Below are 17,291 nucleotides of genomic sequence, written 5' to 3'. Positions count from 1 at the left end.
ATCAGACCGTCAGGGAACGGTCCGTCGGGCGGATCGGGGCGTGCAGGGCACTGGTCCCGGTCAGGAAGCGGTCCACGCCGCGCGCGGCGGAGCGGCCCTCCGCGATGGCCCAGACGATGAGGGACTGGCCGCGGCCGGCGTCACCGGCGACGTAGACGCCGTCGACGTTGGTCGCGTAGTCCTCGTCGCGTGCGACGTTGCCGCGCTCGTCGAGCTCCAGGCCGAGCTGCTGGACGAGGCCGTTGGCCTGGTCGGTTCCGGTGAAGCCCATGGCCAGGGTGACGAGCTGGGCCGGGATGACACGTTCGGTGCCGGCCTTCTGCTCCAGCTTGCCGTCCTTGAACTCCACCTCGATGAGGTGCAGCGACTGGACGTTGCCGTCCTCGTCGCCCTCGAAGTGGGTGGTGGAGACGGAGTAGAGCCGCTCGCCCCCCTCCTCGTGCGCGGAGGTGACCTTGTAGAGCATCGGGAAGGTGGGCCAGGGCTGGTTGGCGTTACGCTCCGCGCCCGGCTGCGGCATGATCTCCAGCTGGGTGACGGAGGCCGCGCCCTGCCGGTGGGCGGTGCCGACGCAGTCGGCTCCGGTGTCGCCGCCGCCGATGACGACGACGTGCTTGCCCTCGGCGGTGATCGGGGAGACCGTCAGGTCGCCCTCCTGCACCTTGTTGGCGAGCGGGAGGTACTCCATCGCGAAGTGCACGCCCTTGAGCCCGCGCCCCGGGACGGGCAGGTCGCGGGAGACGGTGGCACCGGCCGCGATGACGACGGCGTCGTAACGGCGGCGGAGCTTGGCGGCGTCGATGTCCTTGCCGATCTCCACCTCCGTGCGGAACTTGGTGCCCTCCGCGCGCATCTGCTCGATGCGGCGGTTGATGTGCGACTTCTCCATCTTGAACTCGGGGATGCCGTAGCGGAGGAGTCCTCCGATGCGGTCCGCGCGCTCGAAGACGGCGACGGTGTGGCCGGCGCGGGTCAGCTGCTGGGCTGCGGCGAGACCCGCCGGACCCGAGCCGATGACGGCGACGGTCTTGCCGGAGAGGCGCTCGGGAGGCTGCGGGGTGACGTCGCCGTTGTCCCAGGCCTTGTCGATGATGCTGACTTCGACGTTCTTGATGGTGACGGCCGGCTGGTTGATACCGAGGACACACGCCGACTCGCACGGAGCGGGGCACAGCCGGCCCGTGAACTCCGGGAAGTTGTTCGTGGCGTGCAGGCGCTCGGACGCCGCCGACCAGTCCTCGCGGTAGGCGTAGTCGTTCCACTCGGGGATGAGGTTTCCGAGCGGGCAGCCGTTGTGGCAGAACGGGATGCCGCAGTCCATGCAGCGGCCGGCCTGCTTGCTGATGATCGGGAGCAGCGATCCCGGAACGTAGACCTCGTTCCAGTCCTTGACGCGCTCGCCGACGGGGCGGGTCTCGGCGACCTCGCGTCCGGTGGTCAGGAAGCCCTTGGGGTCAGCCATTGGTCGCCGCCTCCATCATCTTCTCGGTGGTCTCCTGCTCGGAGAGACCGGCGAGCTCAGCGGCGTCCTTGGCGGCGAGCACTGCCTTGTAGGTGGACGGGATGATCTTGCTGAAGCGGGCGGCCGCGGTGTCCCAGTCGGCCAGCAGCTTCTCGGCGACCGTGGATCCGGTCTCCTCCTGGTGGCGGCGCACGACATCGTGCAGCCACTGCCTGTCGGTGTCGTCGAGGAGCTCGACGGCTCCGGCGTTGCCGGTGTTGACGTTGTCGGGGTCGAGGTCGATGACGTACGCGATGCCACCCGACATGCCTGCGGCGAAGTTGCGTCCGGTCTCGCCGAGGACGACCGCGTGCCCGCCGGTCATGTACTCGCAGCCGTGGTCGCCCACGCCTTCCGAGACGACCGTGGCGCCGGAGTTGCGGACGCAGAAGCGCTCGCCGGTCCGGCCTCGGAGGAACAGCTCGCCGCCGGTCGCACCGTAACCGATGGTGTTGCCGGCGATGGTGGAGTATTCGGCGAGGTGGTCGGCGCCGCGGTCCGGGCGGACGATGACGCGGCCGCCGGAGAGGCCCTTGCCGACGTAGTCGTTGGCGTCGCCCTCCAGACGCAGCGTCACACCGCGCGGTACGAACGCGCCGAAGGACTGGCCCGCGGACCCGGTGAAGGTGATGTCGATGGTGTCGTCGGGCAGGCCCGCACCGCCGAACTTCTTGGTCACCTCGTGGCCCAGCATGGTGCCGACGGTGCGGTTGATGTTGCGGATCGCGATCTGGGCCCGGACGGGCTGGGCGGCCTCGGCACTGTCGGCGTCCAGGGCGTCGGCGGCGAGCTTGATCAGCTCGTTGTCGAGGGCCTTGGCCAGGCCGTGGTCCTGCTCGGCGATCTGGTGACGCACCGCGCCCTCGGGCAGCTCGGGCACGTGGAAGAGGGGCTCGAGGTCGAGGCCCTGGGCCTTCCAGTGGGTGACGGCCCGGTCGGTGTCGAGGAGTTCGGCGTGGCCGACTGCTTCCTCGATCGTGCGGAAGCCGAGCTCGGCGAGGATCTCACGGACTTCTTCGGCGATGAACTCGAAGAAGTTGACGATGTATTCGGCCTTGCCGGAGAACCGGTCGCGCAGGACGGGGTTCTGGGTGGCGATGCCGACCGGGCAGGTGTCGAGGTGGCAGACGCGCATCATGACGCAGCCGGAGACGACGAGCGGCGCGGTCGCGAAACCGAACTCCTCGGCGCCGAGCAGCGCGGCGATGACGACGTCGCGGCCGGTCTTGAGCTGGCCGTCGGTCTGGACGACGATGCGGTCGCGCAGACCGTTGAGCAGGAGGGTCTGCTGGGTCTCGGCGAGGCCGAGCTCCCAGGGGCCGCCCGCGTGCTTGAGGGAGGTGAGCGGGGACGCGCCCGTGCCGCCGTCGTGGCCGGAGATGAGGACGACGTCCGCGTGGGCCTTGGAGACTCCCGCGGCGACCGTTCCGACGCCGACCTCGGAGACCAGCTTCACGTGGATGCGGGCCGCCGGGTTGGCGTTCTTGAGGTCGTGGATCAGCTGAGCCAGGTCCTCGATGGAGTAGATGTCGTGGTGAGGCGGGGGCGAGATCAGGCCGACGCCCGGGGTGGAGTGCCGGGTCTTGGCGACCCAGGGGTAGACCTTGTGGCCGGGCAGCTGGCCGCCCTCGCCGGGCTTGGCGCCCTGCGCCATCTTGATCTGGATGTCGTCCGCGTTGACCAGGTATTCGCTGGTGACGCCGAAGCGGCCGGAGGCGACCTGCTTGATGGACGAGCGGCGCGCGGGGTCGTAGAGGCGCTCGGCGTCCTCGCCGCCTTCACCGGTGTTGGACTTGCCGCCCAGCTGGTTCATGGCGACGGCGAGCGTCTCGTGCGCCTCCTGGGAGATGGAGCCGTACGACATGGCGCCGGTGGAGAAGCGCTTGACGATCTCGGCGGCGGACTCGACCTCGTCGATGGAGATCGGCTCGCGGCCGCTCCTGAAGCCGAACAGGCCGCGGAGCGTCATGAGGCGCTCGGACTGCTCGTTGACCCGGCCGGTGTACTTCTTGAAGATGTCGTACCGGCGGTTGCGGGTGGCGTGCTGGAGGCGGAAGACCGTCTCGGGGTCGAACAGGTGCGGCTCGCCCTCGCGGCGCCACTGGTACTCGCCGCCGATCTCCAGGGCGCGGTGCGAGGCGGCGATGCCGGAGGCGGGGTACGCCTTGGTGTGCCGGGCGGCGACCTCCTTGGCGACGACGTCGAGTCCGGCGCCGCCGATCTTGGTGGCGGTCCCGTTGAAGTACTGGGCGACGAAGGCCTCGTCGAGGCCGACGGCCTCGAAGACCTGGGCCCCGCGGTAGGAGGCGACGGTCGAGATGCCCATCTTGGACATGACCTTCAGGACGCCCTTGCCGAGGGCGTGGATCAGGTTGCGGATGGCCTGCTCGGGCTCGATGCCCTCGATGAACGTACCGGCGCGGACGAGGTCCTCGACGGACTCCATCGCGAGGTACGGGTTGACCGCGGCGGCGCCGTAGCCGATGAGCAGCGCGACGTGGTGGACCTCGCGGACGTCACCGGCCTCGACGAGCAGGCCCACCTGGGTGCGCTGCTTGGTGCGGATGAGGTGGTGGTGGACGGCCGAGGTGAGCAGCAGCGAGGGGATCGGCGCGTGCTCGGCGTCGGAGTGCCGGTCGGACAGGACGATGAGGCGGGCGCCGTCCTCGATGGCGGCGTCGACCTCGGCGGTGATCTGCTCGATCCGGGCGGCGAGGGCGTCGCCGCCTCCGCCGACGCGGTAGAGGCCGGACAGGGTCGCGGCCTTCATGCCCGGCATGTCGCCGTCGGCGTTGATGTGTATGAGCTTGGCCAGCTCGTCGTTGTCGATCACCGGGAAGGGCAGCGTGACGCTGCGGCAGGCCGCGGCGGTCGGCTCCAGGATGTTGCCCTGGGGGCCGAGCGAGGAGCGCAGCGAGGTGACGAGTTCCTCGCGGATGGCGTCCAGCGGGGGGTTGGTGACCTGGGCGAACAGCTGGGTGAAGTAGTCGAAGAGCAGCCGGGGACGCTCGGAGAGCGCGGCGATCGGCGAGTCGGTGCCCATGGAGCCGAGGGGTTCGCCGGCGGTGCGGGCCATCGGGGCGAGGAGGACGCGGAGCTCTTCCTCGGTGTAGCCGAAGGTCTGCTGGCGGCGGGTGACCGAGGCGTGGGTGTGGACGATGTGCTCGCGCTCGGGGAGGTCCTCGAGCTCGATCTCGCCGGTTTCCAGCCATTCCTGGTACGGGTTCTCGGCGGCCAGGGAGGCCTTGATCTCGTCGTCCTCGATGATGCGGTGCTCGGCGGTGTCGACGAGGAACATCTTGCCGGGCTGGAGGCGGCCCTTGCGGACGACCTTGGCCGGGTCGATGTCCAGGACGCCGACCTCGGAGGAGAGGACGACGAGGCCGTCGTCGGTGACCCAGTAGCGGCCGGGGCGCAGGCCGTTGCGGTCGAGGACCGCGCCGACCTGGGTGCCGTCGGTGAAGGTGACGCAGGCCGGGCCGTCCCAGGGCTCCATCATCGTGGCGTGGTACTGGTAGAAGGCGCGGCGGGCCGGGTCCATGGACGTGTGGTTCTCCCACGCCTCGGGGACCATCATCAGCACCGAGTGCGGCAGCGAGCGTCCGCCGAGGTGGAGCAGCTCCAGGACCTCGTCGAAGGAGGCGGAGTCGGAGGCGTCCGGGGTGCAGACGGGGAAGATCCGGTCGAGCTGGGCCTCGCCGAAGAGGCTGGAGGCGAGCTGGGACTCGCGGGCCTTCATCCAGTTGCGGTTGCCCTTGACCGTGTTGATCTCACCGTTGTGCGCGACGAAGCGGTACGGGTGGGCGAGCGGCCAGCTCGGGAAGGTGTTGGTGGAGAAGCGCGAGTGGACCAGCGCGACCGTGGTGGCGAAGCGGCGGTCGGAGAGGTCCGGGAAGAACGGCTCCAGCTGCCCGGTGGTGAGCATGCCCTTGTAGACGATCGTGCGTGCGGAGAGCGAGGGGAAGTACACCCCGGCCTCACGCTCGGCGCGCTTGCGCAGGACGAACGCCTTGCGGTCCAGGGCGATGCCGCTGTTCGTGCCGTCGCCGACGACCAGCTGGCGGAACTCCGGCATGACGGCGCGGGCGCCGTTGCCGAGGAGGTCCGGCGTGACCGGGACCTGGCGCCAGCCGAGGACGTCGAGGCCCTCCTCGGCGGCGATCCTCTCGATCTGCTTGACGGAGCCGGTGGAATCGTCCGCGGGCAGGAAGGCGATGCCCACGGCGTAGGAGCCGGCCTCGGGGAGCTCGAACGCGACCTCTTCCCGGAGGAAGGCGTCGGGGACCTGGAGGAGAATGCCGGCGCCGTCACCCGAGTCGGGCTCGGATCCTGTGGCGCCGCGGTGTTCGAGGTTGCGCAACACGGTCAGCGCCTGCTCGACCAGCTCATGGCTGGCCACACCGGTCAGAGTGGCCACGAACCCGACGCCACAGGCGTCGTGCTCGTTACGGGGGTCGTACATCCCCTGCTGGACAGGGCGACCGTCCATGGGCGACCAGGCGTCGGAACGCATCGGCTCTCCCGTCGTCGTCGTGGCATGTGCTGTGCCGAGGGACGACGCTGGCCCTCTGCGAAATTTCGTGCAGGTTACATGATGGGACGCTTCTCAAAAAGCGGAAAGAGTGTTCCAGCATGCGGACGCCACGGAGTCGTGGCGGCGGGGGTCGCGAGCGGACGGGCCGGGGTTCGCCGTCCGGAGACCGCAGAGAGCAGGCGTCGTTGCCTGCGGTGTCTACGGCTCTTTCCCAGCGGTCACAGAATTGAAACCACCGAGTAATGGCTACTTATGTGTAGCGCTGTATAGCGTCTCATTTTAAGGGCGCTCCGCCCGATCCGCCCAGAGGTGTGCGCCACGACATACGTCACACCGCGGCCGCACGCAGGGCCCCGGCGGTCCCCTGGGTCATTCCGCCGAAGGGTCGCGTGTGACCGCGCGTCCCTGCGGCCGTATGTGGTGACAGGGACAAACCGCTGGTGGGGAGCGGTTCGCCCTGTTAATTTCAAGGTCGTTTATCCATACGACCGGGGGGATGCACATGCGTAGAACCAAGATCATCGGCATTGGGCTCATACCCGTGCTGATGTGCGGGGCGATCGGCGCGAGTGTGACGGCAACGCTCGTCCTGACGGCTCCGGCGGCTTCGGCCACCGACCGGGCGTGGGGGCCGCCCGCAGCTCTGACCAGCACGAACAGCGCGAACACCAGCCCGGGCGTGAAGGTGACGCCGGACGGCACCGCCGTGACCGTGTGGACCCGTGGCACCGCGGACGGTCCGCAGGAACTCTGGGGGGCGACCCGACCGGCCGAAGCCACCTCGTGGGGTGCCCCGGTCCGTATCGCTTCCGACCAGCACTACGTGCGCGACGTGCACCTGGTCACCGAGGCGGACGGCTCGGTGACCGTCGGCTGGGGGCACACCAGGACGGACGACTCCGGCCCTTACAGCACGTCGAGGCTCGCGGCCGGAGCGGCGGCGTGGACGGCGCCCGCACCCTTCACACCCGCCGCCTACGTGTACGACCTCGTACTGGTGAGTGGTCCCGGCGGCCGCCTCACCGCGGTCTGGAACGGCGAACCGGCTCCTGGGGGGGACCAGCAGGAAGACGGGCTGTACGCCTCCGACCTGGCCGCACCGGGAGGCGCGTGGTCCGAGGCGGTCCCGATCAGCAGCGGTTATTCCTACGAACTGAAGGCGGCGTCGGCGGCCGACGGTGCGGTGACCGTCGCCTGGCAGGCGGACCTCTACGGGTCGGAGTTGGTGCGGGTGGCGAGCCGGGCGGCGGGCGCGGCCGACTGGAGCGCCCCCGAGGCGCTGAAGACCGGTGACTCCCTGCTCGAACTGGACGTGCGGGCGACCGCCGGCGGCGCGTCCCTGGTCAGCTGGTGGGGGGCCGGTATCACCCGCTCCTTCGTGCACCGCCCGGCCGGCAGCACGACGTGGAGCGGTACGGAAGACCTGCCCGCAGACCCGCACCGGGGTACCACCTCACCGCCTCAGCTCGAATCCGACGGCCGGGTGACCGCGTTGTGGTCCAGTGACAGCACCCTGCTGCGGACGGCCACCCGTGCGCTGGACGGCACGTGGTCACAGCCCCGCACCGTTGCCGGGGCGGAGGTGTTCAAGCTCTGGGGCCCGGCCATGGGCCTCGACGGCTCGCTCACCGCCATGTGGACGACGCTCGACGGCGAACTGTGGGCCGTGGTGCGCTCCGACGGCGTCTGGGGCCCGGCCGTGCACGTGGGTCAGGTCAACCTCCACGCGCAGGGCTCCGTCGCCACCGGCACGGACGGCCGTGCCGTGGCCGTGTGGAACAAGCAGCTCGGGCTGACGGAGGACTACCACTCGATCGAGCAGGTCTGGACGGCGGCCACGGGGGCCGTGAAGCCGGCCGTCCCGCCCACGCGCCGGGACTACGTCGGTGACGACGGCTTCCCGGACCTGTACGCGCGCGGGACGAACGGCTCGCTGCTCGTGTACCAGGGCAACGCGGCCGGGAGGGTGTCGGTGACCGCCGACGGCGGGACCTGGCCCACGACATCTACGCTCATTCCCTTCGGCGACCTCAACGGTGACGGAGCGAACGACACCCTGGTCACCGACGCGACGGGCGCTCTTCACCGCTACAGCCCGCCGCGGGGCACCGTCGTCACGCCCCGGTCCCCGTCGGTGCGGGTGAACAGCGGCTGGTCGGGCTTCGACGGTCTGACCTACTCCGGTGACTTCACCTCTGACGGCCGGCCCGACCTGGTGGCCCGCGAGACCGCGACCGGCGACCTGCACCTGTTCGCGGGCACCAGCGGCGGCGCCCTCGCCCCCGCCGGCCGGATCGGCACCAGTTGGAAGGGCCTGACCATCGTCGGCGCGGGTGACCTCGACGGCGACAAGCACGCCGACATCGTCGCCCGCACCGCCAACGGCGACCTGTACCGCTACTACGGCACCGGCAAGGGCGCCCTCTCCTCCGGCACCAGGATCGGCACCGGCTGGGGCGGCATGGCCGACTTCGTCGGCATCGGCGATCTCACGGGCGACGGCAGGGACGACATCCTCGGCCGCACCACGACCGGTGACCTGTACCGCTATGCCGGCAACGGCGCGGGAGGCGTCGGCTCGGGGGTCAAGATCGGCACCGGCTGGAAGAGCTTCGCCGGCATCCGGTAGCGGTCGCACGGGGGTGGTGGAGGTGCGGCCCGGGGGGGGGGGGCCGCACCTCCACGTACGCCGGCAGGCCCGGTGGGCTCACGTACGCCGGGGGCCCGGCGGGCCGTCAGCCGACGGCCACGCCGAACAGCGAGCCCAGCCCGTACGTGATCGCCGCGGCGGCCCCGCCGAGCACGAGCTGGCGCAGACCGCTGAACCACCAGGTGCGCGCCGTCACCCTGGCCACCACCGCACCGCAGCCGAACAGGCCGGCCAGGGCGAGCAGCACGGCGGGCCACATCTGGCCGGCGCCGAGCAGGTACGGGAGTACGGGCAGCAGGGCGCCCAGGGCGAAGGCGCCGAAGGAGGACGAGGCGGCGACGAGCGGTGAGGGCAGATCGCCCGGGTCGATGCCCAGCTCCTCGCGGGCATGTATCTCGAGAGCCTGCTCCGGGTCCCTGGACAGCTGCCGCGCGACCTCCCGGGCGAGCGCGGGTTCGACGCCGCGGGACTCGTAGAGCGCGGCGAGCTCCCGCATCTCGTCCTTGGGGTGCTTGCGCAGCTCGCGCCGTTCGACGGCGAGTTCGGCCTCGACGAGCTCGCGCTGCGAGGCGACGGAGGTGTACTCCCCCGCGGCCATCGAGAACGCGCCGGCGGCCAGTCCGGCCAGTCCGGTGATGACGATGGCCTGCTGGGAGACCGCCCCTCCGGCGACGCCCGTCATCAGGGCGAGGTTGGAGACGAGACCGTCCATGGCGCCGAACACCGCGGGCCTCAGCCAGCCGCCGTTGACGTCCCGGTGGGTGTGGTTGTCCCGGTGGGCCTCGTGCAGTACGGCGTCGGTCTCGATGATGGACACAGCTCTCCCCTTCCCCGGGAGCGGGCCCCATGGCTTCTCTCCCGCTCCGCACCGTCGAAACTACGCACGAGAAGAGCCTCCCGCCAGCAAGGAAGGCCGAACTTACCTGCCACGACGGCCTCACCCGGGTGGCTCATCTGTACGGAATGCACGTCTCTCTTCGACACGATCGGGGAAACCTCGTACATCCGGGTCTTCCGGGTCTTCCGGGTTTTCCTGGCGAGCGCGAAGGGTCGGCACGATGGAGCTCATGGCGGACGGTCCGGCGGCGGTCACGGGTGACAGGGCCCGGGGGGCGCTGCTCGGGCTCGCGGTCGGGGACGCGCTGGGAGCACCGGCCGAGAACATGCGCCCGTCGGAGATCCGCCGCCGCTGGGGCCGCATCGAAGGTTTCGTCAGCGACGATCCGGCCGGGACGGACGACACCGAGTACGCGATCTTCTCCGGGCTCCTGCTGGCCAGGCACGGCTCGGCGCTCACCGTCTCGCACGTCGAACGGGCATGGCACCACTGGATCGCCGATCTGGACGAGGGCCCGTTCCGGGGCGCCGGATTCAGCGAGCGCGGGACGCTGGAGAATCTGCGGCGCGGTCTCGCCGCCCCGATCTCGGCCCAGCACCGGCACGCCTGGAGCGACGGCCTCACGATGCGGGCGGCACCGTTCGGGGTCTTCGCGGCGGGCCGGCCGGCCGAGGCCGCCCGCCTGGTCGCGGTGGACGGGCGGGTCAGCCATGAGGGGGAGGGCATCTACGGGGGGCAGGCGGTCGCGGCGGGGGTGGCGGCCGCGATGGTGGGAGCGGGGCTCGCCTCCGTGATCGCCGCCGCGCTCTCGGTCGTGCCGATGGACTCCTGGACGGCCCGTTCGCTGCGCCGGGCGGTCACGGCCGCGCAGCGTTCGTATCCTGACCGTCTGACCGGGGAACGCGCGGTGCGTTCCGCGGTGGTGATCGGCGGCTACCCGTGGACGGACCTGGCGCCGGAAGCGGTGGGCCTGGCCTTCGGCGCGCTCACGGCGGCGCGTGGCGATTTCCGTACGGCGGTGCTCACGGCCGTGAACATGGGCAGGGACGCCGACACCACGGCCGCCGTGGCGGGCGCGCTGGCCGGCGCCCTGCACGGGGCGTCCGCGATCCCCCGGGAGTGGGCGGCGGCGATCGGCCCGGTGCGGGGCAGCTGTCTGCCGTCGATGCGGGGGTACCACGTCCTGGACATCGCGGAGCTGCTGACCCCGGACGACGGGGAGGGCCCGCCGGCGCCGCCCTCCCCGGGCCGGGAGCCCGCCGCCGCGCCCGTGCCCCCGCGGGGCGGGACGGCCGGCGCCCGGCCTCCCCACCCCGCGGGGTGTGCTCCCGCGCGCACCGGGCCGGGCGCTCCGGCCTCCGGCACGCGGCAGGACGCCCGGTGACCGCTGCCCGCCGTCCTCCGCGGGACACGCCCGCCGCACCGGCGGAGGCCGCCCCGCACGTGGCCATCCGGATCACGGCGGAGCCGGCGGCGGTGAGCGCCGTCCAGGACCGCGGCGCACCGGACAGGCGGTCCAGGGTCGAGGGCCTGCTGCTCGGGCTGGCCGCCGGTGACGCCGCCGGGTGGCCGGCCGCACGGCACCGGGCGGCGCGGATGCCGGAGTGGACGAGGCGGCTCACCCGGGAGCTGGACACCTTCGCGGAGCAGAACGCGACGACGACGCTCCCCGTGCCCATCGCCCTCAACCAGCCGCCGGAACCGCTGCGCCTCGGCCCGTCCGACGACGCCGAGTGGGCGGCGTTCACCGCCCGGACCGTGCTGGCGGCCGCCGCCGACCACGCGCCGGGCCTCTCCCCGGGCCACCGGATGCGGGACGCGGTCGACCGGTCGTGGAACGCGCTGGCGGCGAAGGTCGCCGCCGCGAGCGCCCGGGCCCCCGAGGTCGAGTCGGCCGTCCTGCCGCTGCGGGCCCGGATCTCCGTAAGGGCCGGGCTCGGCAACCTGGCCGCCGGGCTGCGCCCGCCGGCCACCGGCCACGACAATCCGCACTACTTCGACGACGCGGCCTGCGTGCGGGCCGCCGTCCTCGCGGTCGTGCACCCCGGCGACCCCGCGGCGGCGGCCGTGCTCGCCGAGTTCGACGCCCGGTACACCCAGGACGGTGACGGGGTGCACGGCGCGCGGGCCGTCGCCGCGGCGGTCGCCGAGGCCCTCGCCGGGGCGGACGTCGACACGGCGGTGAACGCCGCGCTCGGCCGGCTTCCCGAGGGCACCGAGATCGCCCGCAACGCCGTCCACGCCGTACGGCTGGCCCGGGATTTCGCGGGTGAGGCGGCGGGCGCCTTCGCTCTCGTCCCCGTGCTGGAGCATCAGATCGTGGACCACGTCTACAGCTACGGGATCGCGGCGGCCGAGACCGTGCCGGTCGCCCTCGCGCTGACGACCGCCGCCCGGGGAGAGCTCACCCAGGCGGTTCCCGCCGCGGCCTGCCTGTCCCGGGTCGCCGATTCGGCGCCCGCGCTCGCCGGGGCCCTGACCGGGGCGCTGGGCGGGGCGGCGACCGTGCCCGCGGGCTGGCGGGAGGCCTGCCGGACGCTGGCGGGATGCGCGCTGCCCCGGCTCGCCGGCACGGATCTCGTCGAACTCGCCGGGCTGCTGGCAGCCACGGAACCGGCCGCCCCGGGTGGACAATTCCGGCATGACACGCAAAACAACCGACCCGCTCGCGGCCGGCACGACCACCACGACGCTCACCCTGGATGAACGCATCACCGGAGCTCTCGTCGGCGCGGCCGTCGGGGACGCGCTCGGCGGTCCCGTCGAGGGCTGGACACCCGAGCAGATCGCCGAGCGCCACGGCGGCCGGGTGACCGGCGTCGTCGGGCCCTGGTACGGCGACGACTGGCGCACGGCACGCCCCATCGCCCCGTACCACAAGGGTGACGGGCACGTCACCGACGACACCCTGATGACCCATGCGCTGATCCGGGTGTACGAGACGGTGCGCGGCCATCTCGACGCGTACTCCGTCGCCGACCACCTCGTCCCGGACCTGATGTCACGACCCCGCTGGATCCCGGAACTGGAGGCCGAGGCGCTCCCCCTGCAGCGGATCTTCCTCGCCGAGAAGTGGATCGTCACGCGGCTGCACTACGGGCACGCCGACCCCCGTGAAGCGGGTTCGGGGAACATCGTCAACTGCGGGGCGGCGATGTACATGGCCCCGGTCGGCCTGGTGAACGCCGCCCACCCGGAGGCGGCGTACGCGGAGGCGCTGGACGTCGCCGGTGCCCACCAGTCCTCCTACGGCCGGGAGGCGGCAGGGGTCCTGGCCGCCGCGGTCGCCGCCGCGTGCGCCCCGGACGCGAGTCCCGCCTCCGTCGTCGAAGCCGCTCTGTCCCTCGCGAAGGACGGCACCCGGTCGGCGATCGAGTCGGTGTGCGAAGTGGCGCCCCGCTACACGGACTTCGAGTCCGCCCTGGTGCCGCTTCGGGCCGCCGTCGCCCCGTTCGACACGGTCGGGCCCCACTACCGCGACCCCTCGCTCGGCGCCCGGCGCCCCTCCCGGCTGCACTCCGTCGAGGAGCTGCCGGTCGCGCTCGGCATGCTGCTCGTGGGCGACGGCGACTACCGGCACACGGTGCTCGGCTCGGTCAACTACGGCCGTGACTGCGACTCGATCGCCACGATGAGCGGCGCGCTCGCGGGTGCGCTCCACGGCGAGCAGGCGATCCCCGCGGCCTGGGTGAAGACGGTCGCCGAAGCCAGCCGTCTCGATCTGCACGCCCCGGCGCGGGCTCTCGCGGAGGTGGCCCGCGAGATCTTCGCACGGGACACGGGACGGCGCCGCGCCCACGAGGCGGCGTTCGCCGTGCTGACGGGCGACGGCCGGTGACCGTACGCCTGACCTGGGTCCAGCCGGAGGACCTGGTGGGCCACGAGTTGCGCCAGGCCGCGCAGGACGGCAGGGACACCGGGGACATCGAACAGCGCTGGTACGCGGCCGGGGGCCTCCCCGCACCGGAGCGCGCGGGGGCCTCGAAGGCTCCCGGGCCGCGCGGGCTGCGCACGCTCGCCGAGCGGCTGCTGGACGAACTCGGCGCACTGGAAAGCCCGTTGGCGGCCGACGAGCCGACCGGCCTGTCCGGGATCCGCGCCGCCTGCGCGCGCTGGCCGGCCCCGCGCACCCGTCCGGCGGAGTCCGGGCCCGACCGGCTGCACGCGGCATGGCTGGGCCGGGCCGCCGGCTGCCTGCTGGGCAAACCGGTCGAGAAACTGCCGCTGGCCGGTATCCGCGCCCTGGCCCGTGCCACCGGCAACTGGCCGCTCACCACCTGGTTCACCGCCCGGGGGCTGCCCGGTGGACTGGCTGCCGCCTACCCCTGGAACCGGCGTTCGGCGCCCACCTCCCTCGCCGAGAACATCGACGGGATGCCGGAGGACGACGACCTCGACCACCCCCTGCTGACCCTCCTGCTGCTCCAGAGGCACGGACGCGGGTTCAGCACCTGTGACCTCGCCCGGCTGTGGCTCGACGAGCTCCCGGCCGGCCGTGTCTTCACCGCTGAGCGCATCGCTTACCGCAATCTGCTCGACGGCATCGAGCCGCCGGACACCGCACGCCACCGCAACCCGTTCCGGGAGTGGATCGGCGCCCGGATCCGGGCCGACGTGCACGGCTGGACCCATCCCGGCGACCCGGGGGCCGCCGCGGAACAGGCCCACCGGGACGCGGTCCTCACCCACACCGCCAACGGGGTGTACGGGGCCATGTTCACGGCCGCCGCGCTGGCGGAGGCCGCGGGCGGCGAGACGGACGTGCACGGCTGCCTGGCGACGGGACTGCGTGTGGTGCCGCCCCGCTCCCGGTACGCCGGCGCGGTGCGCCTGGGCATCGGGGCGGCCCGCGCCGAGCGGGACTTCGACACGGTCGTGGACCTTCTCCACGAGGTCTACGGGGCCACCCACCACTGGGTGCACGTCCTGCCCAACGCGGCGCTGCTGGCCGCCGCCCTGACCCACGCGGACGGGGACTTCAGCCGCTCCATCGGCTGCGCGGTGTCCGGCGGCTGGGACACCGACTCGAACGGCGCGACGGCCGGCTCGCTCGCGGGCCTGCTGGCCGGGCGGGCCGCCGCGCTGCCCGAGCGCTGGACCGCCCCGCTCAAGAACCGTCTCGCCACGTCCGTAGCCGGATTCGGCTCCATCGGCTTCGACGCCCTCGCGGAACTGACCCATCAGGAGGTATGCCGCCCATGACAGCGATCGCGGTGCTCGACAGCACCGGCATGGACCTGGTCACCTACGTCGCCCGGGCACCCGGGCGCGGGGGGACCGCCACCGGACGGGGGTTCCGGACCGCCCCCGGCGGCAAGGGGGCCGCGCGGGCCGTCGCCGCGGCCCGCTCGGGAGACGACGTGGTGATGACCGGTGCCGTGGGGACCGGCGCGTACGGCTTGCTGCTCCGGACGAGTCCGGAGCACGCCGGCGCGGACACGGAGCTTCCGCCCGCCGTCGCGGGATCCGGCGGCGCCGCGCGCATCGTCGGCGGCGACGAGGGGTCCGACGCGACCGTGGTGGTCCCCGGCACGGACGGCGCGGTGACCACGCTCGGCCCGGGCGGGGAGGCGGCCGTCGCGGCGGCGGACCTGCTGCCCCTGCAGCCGGAGTTCCCGATGGCCGCCGTGACCGAGGCCGTGGCCTGGGCTTCCGCGGCGCTGCGCGTGCGGCGCCCCGGCGCCCCGGCGCCCATGCCCTGCCGCGGGGAGACCGATGCCGCATGACCGCTGCCGCTCCTACGACGACGCCTCCGCTCACCGGCCTGCGGGTCCTGGACCTCGCCACGCTCTTCGCCGGGCCGCTCGCGGCCACCGTGCTCGGGGACTTCGGGGCCGAGGTCATCAAGGTCGAGCACCCCCGGAAACCCGATCCCTCGCGCGGCCACGGCCCCGCGAAGGACGGGATCGGCCTGTGGTGGAAGCTGCTCGGACGCAACAAGCGGACGCTGACCCTCGACCTCTCCAGCCCCGGCGGCCGGGACGTGCTGCTGCGGCTGGCCGCCGGCACCGACGTGGTCATCGAGAACTTCCGGCCCGGCACCCTGGAACGCTGGGGCCTGGGCTGGGAGGAGCTGCGTGCCGTCAACCCGCGGCTGGTGCTGGCCAGGGTCACGGGCTTCGGCCAGAAGGGCCCGTACGCGCACCGGCCGGGCTTCGGCACGCTCGCCGAGGCGATGAGCGGTTTCGCCGCCGTCACCGGGGAGCCGGACGGACCGCCGACCCTGCCGCCGTTCGGGCTCGCCGACTCGATCGCGGCGCTCGCCACGGCGTACGCGGTGATGACGGCGCTGGCCGGACGTGAGCGCACCGGGGGCGGACAGGTGGTGGACATGGCGATCATCGAGCCGATCCTGACCGTGCTGGGGCCGCAGCCGCTCTGGTACGACCAGCTCGGCTACGTGCAGCCGCGTACCGGCAACCGCTCCCGCAACAACGCCCCGCGCAACACCTACCGCACCGCCGACGGCCACTGGGTCGCCGTCTCGACCTCCGCCCAGTCGGTCGCGGAACGCGTGATGCGCCTGGTGGGGCGTCCGGAGCTGATCGAGGAGCCGTGGTTCTCCGCCGGGACCACACGCGCCGAGCACGCCGACGAACTCGACGAGGCGGTGGGCCACTGGATCTCCCGGCGCACCCGGGAGGAGGCGGTGGACGCCTTCGAGAAGGCCGAGGCCGCGATCGCGCCCATCCATGACGTACGGGACGTGATGGAGGACCCCCAGTACCGGGCGCTGGGCACGATCACCGAGGTCGACGACCCCGAGCTGGGGCCGCTGCGGATGCAGAACGTGCTGTTCCGGCTCTCGGAGACACCGGGGGCGATCCGCTGGGCCGGCCGGCCGCACGGAGCGGACACGGACGAGATCCTGGCGGAGGCCGGCCTCTCCGCGCCGGCGATCGCGGCGCTGCGGGAGGAGGGCGCGCTGTGAGCCGCCCGGAAACGGCACTGACCTGGCTGTACGTCCCCGGGGACCGGCCCGGGGTGGTCCGTAAGGCGCTCGGCTCAGGTGCGGACGTGGTGATCGTCGATCTGGAGGACGCGGTCGCCTCGGACCGTAAGGAGTACGCGCGGGGGGCGACGGCGGAGCTCCTCTCGGACCCGGTCACGGTGGACCCGTCGGCGGTGCCGGTCCATGTCCGGGTCCACGGCGAGGACGACGTCAAGGCGCTGGCGGGGCTGCCGGGGCTGTCCGGGATGCGGCTGCCCAAGATCACCCATGCGGCGTCCGTGCACCATGTCGCGGCTCTGGCGCCGGGTGTGCCGCTGTATCCGCTGCTGGAGTCGGCACTGGCGATCGAGCACGCGTACTCGATCGCCGGAGCGCATCACTGCGTACGCGGTGTCGCGCTGGGCGAGGCGGATCTCCGGGCGGATCTGGGGGTGCGGGACGACGCGGGCCTCGACTGGCCGCGCAGCCGTGTGGTGATCGCCGCCCGGGCCGCGGGGCTCGCCCCGCCCGTGATGTCGGTGTACCCCGACGTCCGGGACCTCTCCGGCCTGCGGTCGTCCTGTGCGCACGGGAGGGATCTCGGCCTGCTCGGACGGGCGGCGATCCATCCCCGGCAGCTCCCGGTCATCGAGCGGGCTTTCCGGCCCACGGCGCGCGAGGCCGAGGCGGCGGAACAGATCCTGGAGGCGTCCCGGTCCGGGTCCGGGGCCCAGGCCCTGCCGGACGGGAGGTTCGTCGACGCCGCGGTGGTGGCGGCCGCGGAACGCACGCTGTCGTTGGCGCGGCGGCGCTGAGGCAGACCGCGACGTACGCGAG

The 17,291-nt window shown here is 72.8% G+C and carries 11 protein-coding genes; 8 read left to right on the top strand and 3 right to left on the bottom strand.

The window, feature by feature from the left end; all coding sequences use genetic code 11:
* Position 1 precedes the first annotated feature (1 nt).
* Positions 2-1,462, bottom strand: coding sequence for a glutamate synthase subunit beta (locus ACF1FZ_RS07790; RefSeq protein ID WP_391772474.1), 1,461 nt, complete (start codon positions 1,460-1,462; stop codon positions 2-4).
* Positions 1,455-6,014: a glutamate synthase large subunit gene (gltB, locus tag ACF1FZ_RS07785; protein ID WP_391772473.1), complete on the bottom strand. Its 4,560-nt coding sequence runs from the start codon at positions 6,012-6,014 to the stop codon at positions 1,455-1,457. Before gltB ends, ACF1FZ_RS07790 begins: the two co-directional genes overlap by 8 nt.
* A 517-nt stretch (positions 6,015-6,531) precedes the next feature.
* Between gltB and ACF1FZ_RS07780 the strand changes: the two genes are divergently transcribed.
* Positions 6,532-8,664 carry an FG-GAP repeat domain-containing protein gene (locus ACF1FZ_RS07780; RefSeq protein ID WP_391772472.1) on the top strand — a complete coding sequence of 711 codons (2,133 nt, stop codon included), beginning with the start codon at positions 6,532-6,534 and terminating at the stop codon, positions 8,662-8,664.
* Between the two features lie 106 nt (positions 8,665-8,770).
* Here the strand turns inward: ACF1FZ_RS07780 and ACF1FZ_RS07775 are convergent, their stop codons facing one another.
* Complete coding sequence (locus ACF1FZ_RS07775; protein ID WP_391772471.1) at positions 8,771-9,502, bottom strand: VIT1/CCC1 transporter family protein; 732 nt, start codon at positions 9,500-9,502, stop codon at positions 8,771-8,773.
* A 241-nt stretch (positions 9,503-9,743) separates the two neighbouring features.
* Between ACF1FZ_RS07775 and ACF1FZ_RS07770 the strand changes: the two genes are divergently transcribed.
* Genes ACF1FZ_RS07770 through ACF1FZ_RS07740 form a run of 7 tightly spaced genes read left to right on the top strand, consistent with a single transcriptional unit; the run spans position 9,744 to position 17,269 of the window.
* Complete coding sequence (locus ACF1FZ_RS07770; protein WP_391772470.1) at positions 9,744-10,907, top strand: ADP-ribosylglycohydrolase family protein; 1,164 nt, start codon at positions 9,744-9,746, stop codon at positions 10,905-10,907.
* Positions 10,904-12,229: an ADP-ribosylglycohydrolase family protein gene (locus tag ACF1FZ_RS07765; protein WP_391772469.1), complete on the top strand. Its 1,326-nt coding sequence runs from the start codon at positions 10,904-10,906 to the stop codon at positions 12,227-12,229. The genes ACF1FZ_RS07770 and ACF1FZ_RS07765 overlap by 4 nt, the downstream gene beginning before the upstream one ends.
* Positions 12,165-13,361, top strand: a complete 1,197-nt coding sequence (locus tag ACF1FZ_RS07760) for an ADP-ribosylglycohydrolase family protein (protein WP_391772468.1) — start codon at positions 12,165-12,167, stop codon at positions 13,359-13,361. Before ACF1FZ_RS07765 ends, ACF1FZ_RS07760 begins: the two co-directional genes overlap by 65 nt.
* Entirely contained in the window at positions 13,358-14,725 is a 1,368-nt protein-coding gene (locus ACF1FZ_RS07755) for an ADP-ribosylglycohydrolase family protein (RefSeq protein ID WP_391772467.1), read from the top strand. Before ACF1FZ_RS07760 ends, ACF1FZ_RS07755 begins: the two co-directional genes overlap by 4 nt.
* Positions 14,722-15,249, top strand: a complete 528-nt coding sequence (locus ACF1FZ_RS07750) for a PfkB family carbohydrate kinase (RefSeq protein WP_391772466.1) — start codon at positions 14,722-14,724, stop codon at positions 15,247-15,249. The genes ACF1FZ_RS07755 and ACF1FZ_RS07750 overlap by 4 nt, the downstream gene beginning before the upstream one ends.
* The gene (locus ACF1FZ_RS07745; RefSeq protein WP_391772465.1) at positions 15,246-16,454 is read left to right on the top strand and encodes a CaiB/BaiF CoA transferase family protein; all 1,209 of its coding nucleotides are present in this window, start codon (positions 15,246-15,248) and stop codon (positions 16,452-16,454) included. Before ACF1FZ_RS07750 ends, ACF1FZ_RS07745 begins: the two co-directional genes overlap by 4 nt.
* Entirely contained in the window at positions 16,451-17,269 is an 819-nt protein-coding gene (locus tag ACF1FZ_RS07740) for an HpcH/HpaI aldolase/citrate lyase family protein (protein ID WP_391772464.1), read from the top strand. Before ACF1FZ_RS07745 ends, ACF1FZ_RS07740 begins: the two co-directional genes overlap by 4 nt.
* The last annotated feature ends 22 nt before the right edge of the window (positions 17,270-17,291 follow it).

Origin of the sequence: Streptomyces sp. NPDC014623, assembly GCF_043088245.1 — a bacterium.
GTDB lineage: Bacteria > Actinomycetota > Actinomycetes > Streptomycetales > Streptomycetaceae > Streptomyces.
Note: the sequence above shows the minus strand (reverse complement) of the source record. Positions and strands in the feature narration are given on the sequence as shown.